At 67.9% G+C, this 15,082-nt stretch carries 12 protein-coding genes; 5 read left to right on the plus strand and 7 right to left on the minus strand.

Annotation, left to right across the window (positions count from 1 at the left end; all coding sequences use genetic code 11):
• Positions 1 to 296: 296 nt before the first annotated feature.
• Together J7J50_RS21900 and xerD are read right to left on the minus strand one after the other, a co-directional pair.
• Complete coding sequence (locus J7J50_RS21900; RefSeq protein WP_215059479.1) at positions 297 to 1,175, minus strand: DsbC family protein; 879 nt, start codon at positions 1,173 to 1,175, stop codon at positions 297 to 299.
• A gap of 494 nt (positions 1,176 to 1,669) precedes the next feature.
• Positions 1,670 to 2,617, minus strand: a complete 948-nt coding sequence (xerD, locus tag J7J50_RS21905; RefSeq protein ID WP_215059480.1) for a site-specific tyrosine recombinase XerD — start codon at positions 2,615 to 2,617, stop codon at positions 1,670 to 1,672.
• Positions 2,618 to 2,780: 163 nt separating this feature from the next.
• Here xerD and J7J50_RS21910 point away from each other — a divergent pair, with 163 nt between their 5' ends.
• Positions 2,781 to 3,260: an RDD family protein gene (locus J7J50_RS21910; RefSeq protein WP_215059482.1), complete on the plus strand. Its 480-nt coding sequence runs from the start codon at positions 2,781 to 2,783 to the stop codon at positions 3,258 to 3,260.
• Between the two features lie 36 nt (positions 3,261 to 3,296).
• On the opposite strand, the gene lptG is transcribed toward J7J50_RS21910, so the two are convergent.
• A complete protein-coding gene (lptG, locus tag J7J50_RS21915) occupies positions 3,297 to 4,397 on the minus strand; it encodes an LPS export ABC transporter permease LptG (protein ID WP_215059484.1) in 1,101 nt (366 codons plus the stop codon).
• Positions 4,394 to 5,476, minus strand: a complete 1,083-nt coding sequence (gene lptF / locus J7J50_RS21920; RefSeq protein ID WP_215059486.1) for an LPS export ABC transporter permease LptF — start codon at positions 5,474 to 5,476, stop codon at positions 4,394 to 4,396. The genes lptG and lptF overlap by 4 nt, the downstream gene beginning before the upstream one ends.
• Positions 5,477 to 5,752: 276 nt before the next feature.
• On the opposite strand from lptF, the gene J7J50_RS21925 reads away from it, so the two are divergent.
• The 3 genes from J7J50_RS21925 (at position 5,753) to J7J50_RS21935 (ending at position 10,711) form a co-directional block, all read left to right on the plus strand.
• Entirely contained in the window at positions 5,753 to 7,225 is a 1,473-nt protein-coding gene (locus J7J50_RS21925) for a leucyl aminopeptidase (protein WP_215059488.1), read from the plus strand.
• Positions 7,226 to 7,366: 141 nt separating this feature from the next.
• Positions 7,367 to 7,792, plus strand: coding sequence for a DNA polymerase III subunit chi (locus tag J7J50_RS21930; RefSeq protein ID WP_215059490.1), 426 nt, complete (start codon positions 7,367 to 7,369; stop codon positions 7,790 to 7,792).
• A 153-nt stretch (positions 7,793 to 7,945) separates the two neighbouring features.
• Complete coding sequence (locus tag J7J50_RS21935; RefSeq protein ID WP_215059493.1) at positions 7,946 to 10,711, plus strand: valine--tRNA ligase; 2,766 nt, start codon at positions 7,946 to 7,948, stop codon at positions 10,709 to 10,711.
• Positions 10,712 to 10,795: 84 nt separating this feature from the next.
• Here the strand turns inward: J7J50_RS21935 and J7J50_RS21940 are convergent, their stop codons facing one another.
• Both J7J50_RS21940 and J7J50_RS21945 read right to left on the minus strand, forming a co-directional pair.
• On the minus strand, positions 10,796 to 11,422 hold the full coding sequence (locus J7J50_RS21940) for an ankyrin repeat domain-containing protein (protein ID WP_215059495.1): 627 nt from the start codon (positions 11,420 to 11,422) through the stop codon (positions 10,796 to 10,798).
• Positions 11,423 to 11,578: 156 nt separating this feature from the next.
• Positions 11,579 to 13,096, minus strand: coding sequence for a catalase (locus J7J50_RS21945; RefSeq protein WP_285222321.1), 1,518 nt, complete (start codon positions 13,094 to 13,096; stop codon positions 11,579 to 11,581).
• A gap of 443 nt (positions 13,097 to 13,539) precedes the next feature.
• On the opposite strand from J7J50_RS21945, the gene J7J50_RS21950 reads away from it, so the two are divergent.
• Positions 13,540 to 14,421, plus strand: coding sequence for a DUF2785 domain-containing protein (locus J7J50_RS21950; RefSeq protein ID WP_215059500.1), 882 nt, complete (start codon positions 13,540 to 13,542; stop codon positions 14,419 to 14,421).
• 27 nt (positions 14,422 to 14,448) lie between these two features.
• On the opposite strand, the gene rimI is transcribed toward J7J50_RS21950, so the two are convergent.
• Positions 14,449 to 14,940 carry a ribosomal protein S18-alanine N-acetyltransferase gene (gene rimI / locus J7J50_RS21955; RefSeq protein ID WP_215059502.1) on the minus strand — a complete coding sequence of 164 codons (492 nt, stop codon included), beginning with the start codon at positions 14,938 to 14,940 and terminating at the stop codon, positions 14,449 to 14,451.
• Between the last annotated feature and the right edge of the window lie 142 nt (positions 14,941 to 15,082).

The following is a 15,082-nucleotide window of genomic DNA, read 5'->3' on the forward strand; positions in this document are numbered from 1 at the left end:
GGGGCCGGGTCAGGGTTTCGAGGTTCGGGCGTCGCGGCTCAGGCGCTGCAAGTTCGGCGGGGCGGCTCGGGTCCGGGACAGGATCGAAGCGGCGACGCAGCGACGGAGCCGGCGCGCGGCGGGCGCCCCAGATGTTTCACGCCGAAGCCGTGAAACGCCGTCAACTTCAAGTTGCACAACCCATCCGAAATTGCCATTTCGATTCGGCTAAGTCGCTGAAATACAAAGGGCTCGCCTCAGCGAGCCCTTCGTTGCCGGTTGCCGGCCGGCAACCGGCGGCGGCGCTCAGGCGACGGTCAGAGCCCGCCCACCGGCGTGGCCACCGCCGCGGTCGGCTTGGCCGCGGTCTTGGATTCGGCCGCCAGCTTGTCCAGCGCCTGGCGCAGCTGCGCCGGCGGGACGTAACCACCGAGCTGGACGCCTTCGCTGGTGAGAATCATCGGCGTGCCGGTCAGGCCGGCGCGCTGGCCGATGTCGTACTGCTGCTCGACGGTGTTCTTGCATTCCTTGGCGGCGACGCCGTGGTCGCTCTTGGCTTCGGTCAGGGCCTTGCGGCGATCGGCCGCGCACCACACCGAGACCATCTTCTTGTAGTCGTCGCTGCCGATGCCGGCGCGCGGGAAGGCCAGATATTCCACCGCGATGCCCTGGCGGTTGTATTCGGCGATCTCGCTGTGCAGCTTGCGGCAGTAGCCGCACTCCACGTCGGTGAACACCGCGACGGTGTGCTTGGGATTCGGCGGCGAGAACACGATGCGCTCGCTGACCGGGATGCTCTTGACCAGATCCTTGCGCATGCCGGCCAGGGTGTCTTCGCTGAGGTTGCGCTTGGCCTGGGTATCGAACAGGGCACCGCCGGAGCCGGGCAGGAACAGGTAACGGCCGTCGTCGCTGACGTAGACCACCTGGCCCTGGGCCAGGGCTTCGCGGAAGCCCGGCATCGGCGCGGCGCCGATCTTGTCGATGTTGATGTTGGGGCTGAGGGTGCGGATGGCGTCGACCGCGCGCGCATCGGCGCTGCCGGCGGCGACCTTGGGCGCGGCGCCCTTCGGGGCTTGCGCGGCGGCGGCGGCGGCCGGCTTGACCGGATCGGTCTTGGCGGCGGCGGCCTGCGGTGCCTGGGCGCAGGCGGACAGGCTGATCGCGCCGAGCACGGCGAACATGATGCGCTTCATCTATCGAATCCTTGGCGTTCTGTTGTCGGGCCTTGGACCGCCCGAGAGGGAATAGGTTCGTCCGATTGTGGCATGGACGGGCGCGGGATCGCGGTTCCGCGATGGGTATCACGGGGCCAAGGGGCGATGGGAGTCGCGATTTGGGGGGCGCGATGGGGTGGGAATGTGCCGGAGGGCACGCCGTACTGCTGAGTCCGGGTTTTGCTGAGTTGGGTGTATCAGGCTGGGTTGCGACTTGGGTCGGCCGGGGAGTTCGTGGTCGCCGCTGCGCGGCTCCTGGAGTCGCTCCGGGGCAGGAGTTGCGCAGGCTGCGACCGCGCCAATGCAACGACGAGTCTGGACGACCCGGCCCGGCGCAGTGCGCCGGGCGTTCAAGCAGGCATGCGGCTGTGCCGCATAAGCGCGGAGGGTCGCCGGGCTCGGCTGGACCCGGCCCGGCGCAGTGCGCCGGGCGTTCAAGCAGGCATGCGGCTGTGCCGCATAAGCGCCTGCTTTCACCCCCTAGGATGATGCTTCGAATGCAACTTCTTGAGCTGCTCGCGCGCCACCAGGGTGTAAATCTGCGTGGTCGATAACGAGCTATGTCCCAGCAGCATCTGCAATGCGCGCAAATCCGCGCCGCGATTGAGCAGATGGGTGGCGAAACTGTGGCGCAGGCCGTGTGGGCTCACCTTGGCCGGATCGATTCCGGCGACCGCGGCGTAGCGCTTGACCAGATGCCAGAACGCCTGCCGCGTCGGCGCTTCGCCGCTGGCTTCGATGAACAACGGCGACAGCGCGCGCTTGCCGGCCAACTGCGGGCGCGATTGCGCCAGATAGCGCTCCAGCCAGTGCTGGGCCTCCTCGCCCAGCGGCACCAGCCGCTCCTTGCTGCCCTTGCCCATCACCCGCAACACGCCCTGGCGCAGATTGACCCCGGTCGCGGGCAGGTGCACCAGTTCGCTCACGCGCAGGCCGGCGGCGTACATCAGTTCGAGCATGGCGCGATCGCGCAGGCCCAGCGGATTGTCGGTGTCGGGCGCGTTCAACAGCGCGTCGATCTGGCTTTCGGCCAGCGCCTTGGGCAGCGAGCGCGGCAGCTTCGGCGGCGCCAGCAACGCGGTCGGATCGTCGCGGCGGTCGCCTCGGCGCAGGCGGAAGGCGTAGAAGGCGCGCAGCGCCGACAGCAGGCGCGCGTTGCTGCGCGGCGAATAGCCTTCGCGCGTGCGCCAGGACAGGTAGTCGAACAGCGCGCCGCGATCGGCGCCGGCGAGGCCGCGTCCGTCGCGCCAGCGCGCCAAGCCTTCCAGATCGCGCCGGTAGCTGTCGAGGGTCTGCTGCGCCAGGCCGTTTTCGGCCCAGATCGCGTCGAGGAACTGGGTGATCGCCACGTCGTCGGCCTCCTCGAGCGGCGGCAACGACATGGCCTGGGTGCGGCGTTGGGCGGGAGTGCTGGCGCTCATGCCGGCAGCTTAGTGGCTCGGGCGGGCGATGAGGACGATCGATGCGCGCCGACCGCAACACGGCGCGCATGCGATGGGAGAATGACGGCCCTGTGCGCGCGCGCGGCCTGCGCGCCCGCCGTCCGCGATATCTCCCGTTTGCCCGCTCGCTTATCCTGATCCGATGACCGCACCCGTCCCCGCACCCGCTCCCGCCAAACCCGCCGCCCTGATCCTGTGGCGGCTGCTGTCGATGCTGTATGACCTACTCCCGGTGCTGGCGCTGTGGATGCTCGCCGGCGCCGTGTTCGCGGTCGGCTACACCCTCGCCGGCCACGATTCGCACGAGAACATCCGCCCCTTCAGCGCGCTGCAATGGCTGCTGTGGCTGGTGTGCTGGGTCATCACCGGCGTGTATTCGACGGTCAGCTGGCGCCGCGGCGGACAGACGCTGGGAATGCGGCCGTGGCGTTTGCGCGTGGTCGGCCGCGGCGAACAGGCGCCGGAATGGAAGGCGCTGTGGATTCGCTACGCGGTCGGCAGCTTGTCGCTGGCCGCGGCGGGGCTGGGTTTCTGGTGGGCGTGGTTCGATCGCGAGCGGCTGACCTGGCACGACCGCGCCAGCGCGACCCGCACGCTGCGCCTGCCTAAACGTCAGAAGTAAGCCGCTTCGGTTCGAAACGGCATGCGTCCGGGCCGATCAGCCCGAACGCCGTTTGAACAGATACGCCGACACCGCCAGCATCACCACCGTCGGCGCCACGTAGGCCAGGCGGAAGTCGAAGCGGAACACCTTGGCCAGTTCGACGAACTGCGTCTGCAGCAACCAGAACACCAGCGCGAACACGATGCCGATGAACAAGCGCTTGCCCATGCCGCCGCTGCGCAGGCTGCCGAAGGCGAACGGCACCGCCGCCAGGCACAGCGCCAGCACATTGAGCGGATAGAACCAGCGGCCCCAGTAATGCGCTTCGAATTCGCCCGCGTCGAGCTGATTGCGCTCGCGGTCTTCGATCGCCTTGTGCAAAGCCTTGGCGCTGAGATAACGCGGCCGGTTGGTGCCGCTCATCAGCGCCGAGCTGTCGAGTTTGGACTCCCAGCGCTCTTCCGCGATCTGCTTCTTCTCGGCCGATCTGGCGTGGAAGGTGGTGCGGGTGACGTTGCGCAGCAGCCAGCCGCCGGGGCGATGCTCGGCGATGCCGGCCACCGCGATCGACACCAGCCGCCCGTCCGCGCCGAACTGGTACAGGCTCACGTTGCGCAGTTCCAGCCAGCGATCGTTGCCCTGGCTGCGTTCCTGGCCCTGGCTGGCGCTGAGGATCACGTCGCCCTCGCGCGCCCACAGGCCGGAGTATTCGGCCACCACTTGATTGTTCGACTTGGCCGCGGCCTTGAGCGACTCGCCGCGGCGCTGCGCTTCCGGCGCCAGGGTCTCGCCGTTGACCACCATCAGCAAGGTCAGGATCGCCAGCGAACCGGCCACCGCGATGCTGAGCCGGCGCCGCGACAGGCCGACCGCGCGCAGTACGGTCAGCTCCGAGGTGGCCGCCAACTGGCCCAGCGCCATCAACGAACCGACCACCGAGGCGTAGGGGAACAGCGAATAGGCGCGTCGCGGCACCGTCAAAGCCATGTAGGCCAGCGCCTGCATGAAGCCGTAGCGGCCCTTGCCGATGTCGCCGAACTCGCCGACGAAGCTGAGCATGAAGTCCAGCCCCAGCAGCACCGCCCAGGTCAGCAGCACGGTGCTGAGCACCACCTTGCCGACGTAGATGTCGTGGATCTTCGGAAACGGCTTCATACCAGGCTCCGCCTGCGGCCGACCCGGCCATCGCGGAAATACATCCAGGCGGTGACCGCCAGCAGCGGCAGCGTCAGCCACCACAGGCCCAGCGCGGCCGGAGTCTTGCCGTCCTCGATCCAGCCGGTGCCCATCATCATGAAGTTGTTGCCGATCAGGTAGGCCAGAAAGCCGATCAGCATGCTGCCGTAGCGCGCCTGGCGCGGCGTGCTGCGCGCCAGCGGAATCGCCAGCAGGGCGAAGGCCAGCGCCAGCAGCGGCGGGGCGATGCGGTAATGCAGCTGCGCCGCGGCCTCGGGCCTGGCGTCGCCGAACAATTGCGTGGTCGGCAGCATTTCCGGCGATTTGGGGTCGTAGCGGTCTTCGCTGGCCGGCAGCAGGAAATCGTTGCGCACGTAGCGCATCAGCCGGTAGTTGAGGCTGCCGTCCACCGGGCCTTCAACCTCGAAGCCGTCGTCCAGGGTCAGATAGCGGTCGCCGTTGGCGTTCACCGTCAGCCGGCCGGTCTTGGACGTGGTCACGTCCTGGCGATCGGGCTTGCTGCGGTAGATGAAGATGCGGTCGAAGCTCTTGCCGTCGTCGGACATGCCGCCGACGTAGATCACCCCGTTGCCGTTGGGCAGGCCGGTGAAGGCGCCCGGCTCCAGGCCGGCCACGATCAGGCTGCGGTTGGCCTCGTTGATCATCTGCCGCGAAGCGCGGTCGGCCCACGGCCCCAGCCACAGCGAACAGGCCCCGACCACCAGGATGATCGGCCCGGCCACCAGCATCAGCGGCTTGAGCATCCGCCGCGGGCCGACGCCAACGGAGGCGATCACGGGCATTTCCGAGTCGCGGTAGAGCCGGCCCATGCCCATCATCAGGCCCAGCATCAGCGACAGCGGCAGGATCAGCGGCAGCCACTTGATCAGCACCAGCCCCAGCTGAACCAACATCATGCCCGCCGGGACCTTGCCCTTGGCGATGTCCTCGAGCACGTCGGTGAAAGCGCCGCCGACACTGACGATCAGCAGCACCACCAGGGTGGCGAAGATCGCCTGGGCGAATTCGCCGGTCAGATAACGGTCAAGCTTGAGCATTAGGCGTGGGGGCGCGCTTCGGGTTGGGCTTCGGCATCGGGCGGGCTTGCTTTAAACTCGGGAGTTCGTTCGACGGCCGTCCTGCCCCGTTGGCCCCCGGACCGCTGGTCCTGGAGCCGGTGGCAAGCCGAAGCTTCCGGTTACGAATCCACTCGCGCCTTGCGGCGCTGGACGCCTTGCGGCTCCGGCACCGGGCCTTGCGGTCCGCAACGCCAGCTTCGACAAAGCCGGACGATTGTACGTACTCACCTTCTTATCTGCTCGGGAATCTGTTGGATGACCCTCGAATTCGACCTGAACCGCGACGCGCCGTCCGCCGCCCAAACTGATTGCGTCGTGGTAGGCGCCTTCGCTGACAAGACCCTGACCGCAGCGGCGCGAACGCTGGATGAAGTCAGCGGCGGGCGCCTGACCGCGCTGCTGGAACGCGGCGACATCAGCGGCAAGACCGGCAAGACCTCGCTGCTGCACGACGTCGCCGGCGTGGCCGCGCCGCGCGTGCTGGTGGTCGGCCTGGGCGAAGCCGGCAAGTTCGGCGTCGCCCAGTATCTCAAGGCGGTCGGCGACGCCGCCCGCGCGCTCAAGGCCGGTCCCGTCCAGCACGCGCTGCTGACCTTCAGCGAAGAACCGGTGCTGGGCCGCGACGCCGCCTGGGCGATCCGCCAGGCCGCCATCGCCGCCGATCACGCCTGCTACCGCTACACCGCCACCCTGGGCAAGAAGAAGGACGAGCCGGGCCTGCGCAAGCTGTCGATCAACGGCGGCGACGCGACCGCGCTGGCCCAGGGCCAGGCCATCGCCGCCGGCGTCAAGTTCGCGCGCGAACTCGGCAACCTGCCGCCGAACGTCTGCAACCCGGCCTATCTGGCCCAGCAGGCGCAGGAATTCGCCGCCCGCTTCGACACCACCGAGTGCGAAGTGCTCGACCGCGCGCAGATGGAAGAACTGGGCATGGGCTCGCTGCTCGCGGTGGCGCGCGGCTCGGCCAACCCGCCCAAGCTGATCGTGCTCAAGTACAGCAACGGCGGCGACGCCAAGCCGTTCGTGCTGGTCGGCAAGGGCATCACCTTCGACACCGGCGGCATCAACCTCAAGGTCCAGGGCGGCATCGAGGAAATGAAGTTCGACATGTGCGGCGCCGCCTCGGTCCTGGGCACGTTCGTGTCGGCGGTCGGCATGCAGTTGCCGATCAACCTGGTGGTGATCGTCCCGGCCGTGGAAAACATGCCCGACGCCGACGCCTACCGCCCGTCCGACGTGCTCACCAGCATGTCCGGCAAGACCATCGAAGTCGGCAACACCGACGCCGAGGGCCGCCTGATCCTGTGCGACGCGCTGACCTACGCGCAGCGTTTCGAGCCGCAGGCGCTGCTGGACGTGGCCACCCTCACCGGCGCCTGCGTGGTCGCGCTGGGCAAGTTCGCCACCGGCCTGATGAGCAAGGACGACCAGCTCTCGGCCGAACTGCTCGCCGCCGGCGAGCAAGTCTTCGACCGCGCCTGGCGCCTGCCGCTGTGGGACGAATACCAGACCCAACTGGAATCCACCTTCGCCGACGTCTACAACATCGGCGGCCGCTGGGCCGGCGCGATCACCGCCGGCTGCTTCCTGTCGCGCTTCACCGAAGGCCAGCGCTGGGCGCATCTGGACATCGCCGGCGTTTCCAACGAAGAAGGCAAGCGCGGCCTGGCGACCGGCCGTCCGGTCGGCTTGCTGTCGCAGTGGTTGCTGGAAAGAAACGGGAATTGAGGGGCGGGAATCGGGAGTCGGGAATGGGGAATCGGTAGGGCGCTTGCGCCGCAACCGATTCCCGTCCCGCTCTTCCCGCTTTCGCCTTTCGCTTCTCGCTTCAACCGATTCCCAATTCCCGATTCCCCATTCCCGGCCCCTATGCCCCGCGCAGACTTCTACTTGATCCAATCGCCGCGCTTCAAAGAAGAACCGCTTCGGTTGGTGTGCGAGCTCACGCGCAAGGCCCACGACGCCGGCCTGCCGACGCTGATCCTGGCGCGCAGCGCCGAGCAGGCCGAGCAGCTCGACGACATGCTGTGGGACATGGGCGAAGACGCTTACATCCCGCACCAGATCGCCGGCATGGACGAAGACGAGGACGAAGCCGACGTGCTGATCGCGGCGCCCGAGTCCGACGCCGCGCTCCGCGCGCTGGTGATCAACCTGCGCGACGCCGCGGTCGCCGACGGCTTCGATCGCGTGCTGGAAGTCGTACCCGCCGACGACTCCGCGCGCGGCCCGCTGCGCGAGCGCTGGAAGCAGTACCAGGCGCGCGGCTTGAGTTTGAATAAGCACGATATGTGAGGCGGGAATCGGGAATGGGGAATGGGGAATCGGGAATCGTAAGAGCCCGCTTCGCCAACCCGCCCCGCCACCACGATTCCACGCGCTTTTTTGTTTTTGCTGTTGCTCCTGCCGATTCCCCATTCCCGATTCCCGATTCCCGGCCCAACAACCATGTCCCTCGCCCCCAGCTACGACCCCAAACAGTTCGAAACCCGCCTGTACGAACAGTGGGAAAGCAGCGGCGTATTCAAGCCGCGCGGCGAGGGCCAGCCCTACTCCATCCTGCTGCCACCGCCGAACGTCACCGGCACGCTGCACATGGGCCATGCGTTCCAGCACACCCTGCAGGACGCGTTGATCCGCTATTACCGCATGCGCGGCTACGACACCTTGTGGCAGATGGGCACCGATCATGCCGGCATCGCCACCGAGATGGTCGTCGCGCGCAACCTGGGCGCCGAAGGCCTGACCCGCGACGGTCTGGGCCGCGACGGTTTCATCGAAAAAGTGTGGCAGTGGAAGCGCCAGTCCGGCGACACCATCGAACGGCAGATGCGCCGCCTGGGCACCTCCGGCGACTGGTCGCGCTCGATGTTCACGATGGACCCGATCGCCTCCACCGCCGTGATCGAAGCCTTCGTGCGCATGCACGAGCAAGGCCTGATCTACCGCGGCCAGCGCCTGGTCAACTGGGACCCGGTGTTGAAGACGGCGATCTCGGACCTGGAAGTCGTCAACGAAGAAGAAGACGGCTTCCTGTGGTCGATCACCTACCCGCTCAGCGACGGCAGCACCACGCTGACGGTGGCGACCACGCGTCCGGAAACCATGCTCGGCGACACCGCGGTGATGGTGCATCCCGACGACGAGCGCTATCGGCACCTGATCGGCAAGACCGTGACGCTGCCGCTGAGCGCGCGCGAGATTCCGGTCATCGCCGACGGCTACGTGGACCGCGAATTCGGCACCGGCGTGGTCAAGGTCACGCCCGCGCACGACTTCAACGACTACGCCGTCGGCCAGCGCCACAGCCTGCCGATGATCAACATCTTCACCCCCGAGGCGAAGGTCAACGACAACGCGCCGGCGAAGTACGTCGGCCTGGATCGCTACGAAGCGCGCAAGGTCGTGCTCGCCGATCTGGAAGCCGAAGGCCTGCTCGTGGAAACCAAGCCGCACAAGCTGCAGGTGCCACGCGGCGACCGCACCAGCCAGGTGATCGAGCCCTACCTGACCGACCAGTGGTTCGTGCAGATGGACGGGCTGGCCAAGCGTGGCCTGGAGTTGGTCGAGAAGGGCGACGTGCGTTTCGTGCCGTCGAACTGGATCAACACCTATCGCCACTGGATGGAAAACATCCAGGACTGGTGCATCAGCCGCCAGCTGTGGTGGGGCCATCGCATTCCGGCGTGGTACGACGCTCAGGGCAACATCTTCGTCGGCCGCGACGAGGCCGATGCGCGCGCGCGCGGCGGCATCGGCGCCGAGGTCGCGTTGCATCAGGACAACGACGTGCTGGAAACGTGGTTCTCCTCGGGCCTGTGGCCGTTCAGCACCATGGGCTGGCCGGACGAGGCGGCGATGGGCGCGCGCGGGTTTGAGCGGTTTGTTCCGTCCTCAGTCTTGGTCACCGGTTTCGACATCATCTTCTTCTGGGTCGCGCGCATGATCATGCTCACCGACCACTTCACCGGGCAGATTCCGTTCAAGGACGTCTACATCACCGGCCTGGTGCGCGACAAGGACGGGCAGAAGATGTCCAAATCCAAGGGCAACGTGCTCGACCCGATCGATCTGGTCGATGGCATCACCCTGGATGAACTGGTCAGCAAGCGCACCACCGGCCTTATGAATCCCAAGCAGGCGGAGAAGATCGAAAAAGCCACGCGCAAGGAATTCCCCGAGGGCATCCCCGCCTTCGGCGCCGACGCGCTGCGCTTCACCATCTCGGCGCTGGCCACGCACGGCCGCGACATCAAGTTCGATCTCGGCCGCGCCGAGGGTTACAAGAATTTCTGCAACAAGCTGTGGAACGCCACGCGCTTCGTGTTGATGAACAGCGAAGACGCCAGCTTCAGCGGCGTGCCGCAGCCCACCACCGATGCCGAGCGCTGGATCCTGGCGCAGCTGGCCAAGACCGCGGCCGAGGCCGAAGCCCACTTCGCCGCCTACCGTTTCGACCTGCTCGCGCAGAGTCTGTACGAATTCGCCTGGAACGCGTTCTGCGACTGGTTCGTCGAACTGTCCAAGCCGGCGCTGCAGGGCGAAGATCAGGCCGCGGCAAACAGCACGCGTCATACCCTTCTGTACGTGCTCGAACGCCTGTTGTCGCTGCTGCACCCGCTGATTCCGTTCGTGACCGAGGAACTGTGGCAGCAGGTCGCGCCCAAGCTCGGCGTGGCCGAGACCACGGTGATGCTGCGGCCGTATCCGCAGGCGTCGGAATTCGCCGGCGATTACGCCCAGGCCGAGGCCGACGTGGAATGGCTCAAGGCGATGGTGTCGGCGCTGCGCAAGGTGCGCAGCGAGCTCAACGTCAAGCCGTCGGACTTCGTGACGCTGCTGCTGGTCAACGGCGACGCGTCCGATCGCGCGCGCGTCGGGCGCTTCGCTTCGCAGCTCAAATTCCTCAACCGGATCGATCGCATCGAGTTCATCGACGACGGCGCGCCGACGCCGCCGGCCGCTCCGGCGGTGGTCGGCGAGCTGACCTTGCTGGTGCCGCTGCCGGCGGACAAGCTCGATGCCGAACGCGGGCGCCTGGACAAGGAAATCAAGCGCGTCGAAGGCGAGATCGGTAAGAGCAAGGGCAAGCTGGCCAGCGATACCTTCGTGCAGAACGCGCCGCCGGCGGTGGTCGAGCAGGAGCGCAAGCGCCTGGTCGATTGGAACGTGCAGCTCGAAGGCCTGGCCGCGCAACGCGCCAAGCTGGCCTGACGTGGCTTCGGCGCACGGCCTTCCGGTCGTTCGCCGTTACCTGCAGAAAGCCGCGGCCGGGCCGCGGCTTTTTTGTTGCCGCCGTCAGCCGCCGCGCTTGCGGCTCAGGCCGGCCAGACGATCGGCCAGCGCCGCATTGCCCTGCCCGCGCGCCAGCGATTCGGCGGTCGCGCCGCTGGCATCGACCAGGGCGAAATCGGCATCGCGCGACGCCAGCGCCTCGATTAGCTCGGCGCGGCCGAACAAGGCCGCGAACATCGCCGCGGTCTGCCCGGCCGCGTTGCGCGCATCCACATCGCTGCGCGGATCGGCCAGCAGCACCCGCGCGCATTCGATCTCGCCCTTGAACAAGGCGCCCATCAGCGCGGTATTGCCGCGCGCGCTGTCGCCCAGGTCGGGCGCCGCGCCGGCCGCGAGCAGCGCGCGCACCGCGTCGGCGTGGCCGTAGTAAGCGGCGAGGATCAACGCGGTCGAGCCGCGCCCATCGCGCGCATCCACCGCCACACCGCGCGCCAGCAGCGACTTGATCACCTCGGTATCGCCCGAACGCGCGGCATCGAACAGGTAGCGGCTCAGGTCGGCGTCCTGCACGGCCGGGGCTTGCGCCGCGGTGGCTTGCGGCGCCGGCTCGTGCGCGAACGCGGGAGCCGCGGCCGCAGAGGCCAGCGACGCCGCCAGAGCGACATGGAATTTCAACAAGGAACGATTCATCCGATTCTCCCAACTCGCCATGCGCACCGCCCGGCGACTTCGACACGGACGGATACGATCCATCCGCTTCGACGCCAGTCGCGGCGCGACAAATCGCAACACCACCGCAGCGAGCCGCACCTCGCGGCCCGCTGCGCTCTCATACCCGCGACCGGATCAATCGCTCAACGCCGCCGACAAAGTCTTCACCCGGCCGACATCGCGCTTGAGCGTCTGGGCCAGGCGCGTGCCGTAGTCGGCATCGGCTTTATGGAAGTACGAGAGCATCGTGTACATCGTGGTTTCGTCGCGCACCTGGCCCAGGTCGCCGGCCAGATTCGCGATCAGGCTGGCGCGCTCGTTGGCCGGCAGCGAACGGTAGAACTCGCCGGCCTGACGGAAGTTCAAGGTCTTGGCGATGCGCGCCTGCTGGGTCGCGCCTTCCAGCGGCAAGGCGCTGTAACGCGCGGCGTCGGACTGCGGCTTGGGCGCGATCCGCGACGGTTCGTAGTTGACCTTGCCGGTGCGCGCGCCGTCGTTGTGTTCGCCGTCCTGGTTGTTGCTGTTGACCGCGACCTTCGGCGCGTTGATCGGCAACTGGTTGACGTTGGTGCCGACGCGGTAAAGCTGCGTGTCGGCATAGGAGAACATGCGTCCTTGCAGCAATCGGTCTTCCGACGGCTCGATGCCCGGCACCAGATTGGCCGGCGCGAACGCGGCCTGCTCGGTCTCCTGGAAGATGTTGGCCGGATTGCGGTTCAAGGTCATGGTGCCGACCTTCACCTCGGGCACGCCGGGCCAGGTCTTGGTCGCGTCGAGCGGATTGAAGTCGAACTGATCGAGCTGGTCGGGCTTGAGGATCTGCACGTACAGATCCCACTTGGGATAGTCGCCGCGGTCGATCGCCTTGATCAGATCGTTGGACAGATGATTGAAGTCGCGGCCCTGCACCGCGGCGATGTCCGCGCCGGACAGATTGTGTTCGCCCTGACGGCTGTCCCAGTGGAATTTGACATAGACGTAGCCGCCCTTGTCGTCGATCAGTTTGTACGCGTGCACGCCGTTGCCGTCCATCTCGCGATAGCTGCGCGGGGTGCCGTAATCGGAGTACACCCGCGTCAGCATCTGCGTGGCTTCGGGTATATGCGAGAAGAAATCGAACACCCGCGCCGGGTCCTGCACGTTGCTGTCGGGGCTGGGCTTGAGCGAATGCACCATGTCCGGGAACTTGATCGCGTCGCGGATGAAGAACACCGGCAGGTTGTTGCCGACCAGATCCCAATTGCCTTCGCTGGTGTAGAACTTGGTCGCGAAGCCGCGCGGATCGCGCAGGGTTTCCGGCGAATGGTTGCCGTGGATCACCGTGGAGAAGCGCACGAACACCGGCGTGGTGACGCCGGGCTGGAACAGTTTGGCGCGGGTGTATTGCGAGATGTCGCCGCTGACGGTGAAGCTGCCGTGCGCGCCGGTGCCGCGGGCGTGGACGACCCGTTCCGGGATGCGCTCGCGATCGAAGCGTTGCAGCTTCTGGATCAGGTGCACGTCCTGCAGCAAGACCGGGCCGCCGGCGCCGGCGGTCTGCGAGTTCTGGTTGTCGCCGACTGGCGCGCCGTTGTCGCGCGTAAGGGTGGGCGCGGCCTGTGCGAAGACGGCGCCGGACACCAGCAACTGCGCGGAAACGAGGGCCGCGATCAAACTGCGTTGAGGCATGAGGGTTACTCCTGGGGACTGCGCGGGAGCGTCCTACAGCGATGCCATCGTGGAAAATCGTTTGTTTGCATCGCAGCGATAGCTCGCGGCTATTCGGCGCGGGCGGTTCCGCCAACCGCATCACCGTTCCGTCGCGCCCGGCGCTCGCGGCGGACAGCCAATCCGGATGCGGCGCACATCTGGAGGGCCGATCCGCGGCGAAGCGATGATCGATAGTTCGACCGCCGTCACCGATGCCGCCTCGCCGCGGTCGCGTATGAACCGATAACGCGCACGACGGACGCGTCGGCCGTGCCTTGCGCGCGCGGCGAACGATCGCCGCGCGACGCGCAAGCCGTGCACATCCGTGTGGTGCCCGCGGCCCTTGCGGCGCCGCGACGCGGCCGCCTAGGCTGGGCCACGCGGACATCGCGTCCCGGGGGAACGCCATGCGCCATATCGTGTTGTTGGGTCTTTGCCTGCTGGCCGCGCCGGCGTTCGCGCGCGGCTGCCCGCCGGTAGGGCAGACCGCGGCCTCGCTGCAAGCGCTCAAGGCAGCGCAGTTCGCCGTGCCCGAGGCGGCGCGCAAACGCCGGCTGGCCGAGGGCCTGCTCGGCTGTCTGTCCGATCCCGATCCGCAGCTGCGCGACGGCATCGCCTTCGAAGCCTTGAGCCAGTGGATGCGCGCGGGCGATTTCGATGCCGCCGCCTTGCGCGCCCTGCGCGAGCCGCTGTACGCCGCGCTCGACGGCGAGGACGCGGCGGGCTTCGGCAAGCCGTTCGCGGCGCTGGTGCTGGCGGAAGTGGCGCGCACCGACCGGATCACGCCGTGGATGAGCGCGGCCGAACGCGCGGCGATGGTCGATCGCGCCGCGGCCTATGTCGAATCGGTGCGCGATTACCGCGGCTACAGCGAAGGCGAAGGCTGGCGCCACGGCGTCGCCCACGGCGCCGACTGGCTGATGCAGTTGAGCTTGAACCCGGCGCTGGAGCGCGCGCAGTACCCGCGCATCCTGGCCGCGGTCGCGGCGCAGGCGGTGCCGCGCGGCGGTCATGCCTATGTGTTCGGCGAACCCGGCCGGCTGGCCCAGCCGGTGTTGTTCGGCGCTCAGCGCGGGCTGCTGTCGGCGGCCGAATGGGACGCCTGGTTCGCGGCGCTGCCGGCGAAGGTGGGCAAGCTCGATCGCGCCGACTACGCCGGTTGGCTGGGACGCCGCCACGATCTGATGGCGTTCCTGACCGGCCTGTACGTGCAGGCCGACCAGAGCGAAGACGCGGCGATCAAGAACTTGAAACCGGCGATTACCGCGGCGTTGCGGCAGTTGCGCTGACGCCGCGGCGGCGCCGGCCGGCACGGCTCATTCGTGCGGCAACAGCTCGATCGCCATTACCAGCGCGTCCTCGCGTCCGCCGCGCGCCGGGTAGTAGCGCGGGCGGCGGCCGATCTCGTTGAAGCCTTCGCTGTGGTACAGGGCAATGGCGCCGGGATTGGACGGACGCACTTCCAGGAACACCCGCTCGGCGCCGCGCCCGCGCGCGATGTGCATCAGCGCGCGCAGCAGCTTGCGGCCGTAACCGTGGCCGTGCGCTTCCGGCGCGACGCACACGTTGAGCACGTGCGCCTCGCCCGCCGCCACGCTCATCAGGAAGTAGCCCAGGATGCGTTCTTGCTCGGTCAGCACCCACGAGGGGTAATCCGCGCGCAGGCAGTCGCGGAAGATGCCCGGCGTCCAGGGGAATTCGTAGGCGCGGATTTCGATGGCGTGGATGAGTTCGAGATCGTCCTCGCGCATCGGCCGCAGCGCGGTCGGCGCGGCGGAGGGGTCCGGGTCCGACACCTGCGCGCTCATCCGCGCGGGCTCCCGCGGCGCAGGCCGCGCAACTGCGGCCACAGCGCGCGCTTGGCGGCCGGGTTGCCGCGCAGCGCCTGCGCGTCGAACAAGGCCAGCACCGCCGCGTCGCCGGCCTGACGGCGGGCGGCGCGCAGCAGGT

It is taken from the genome of Lysobacter sp. ISL-50 (assembly GCF_018612875.1).
GTDB lineage: Bacteria > Pseudomonadota > Gammaproteobacteria > Xanthomonadales > Xanthomonadaceae > Lysobacter.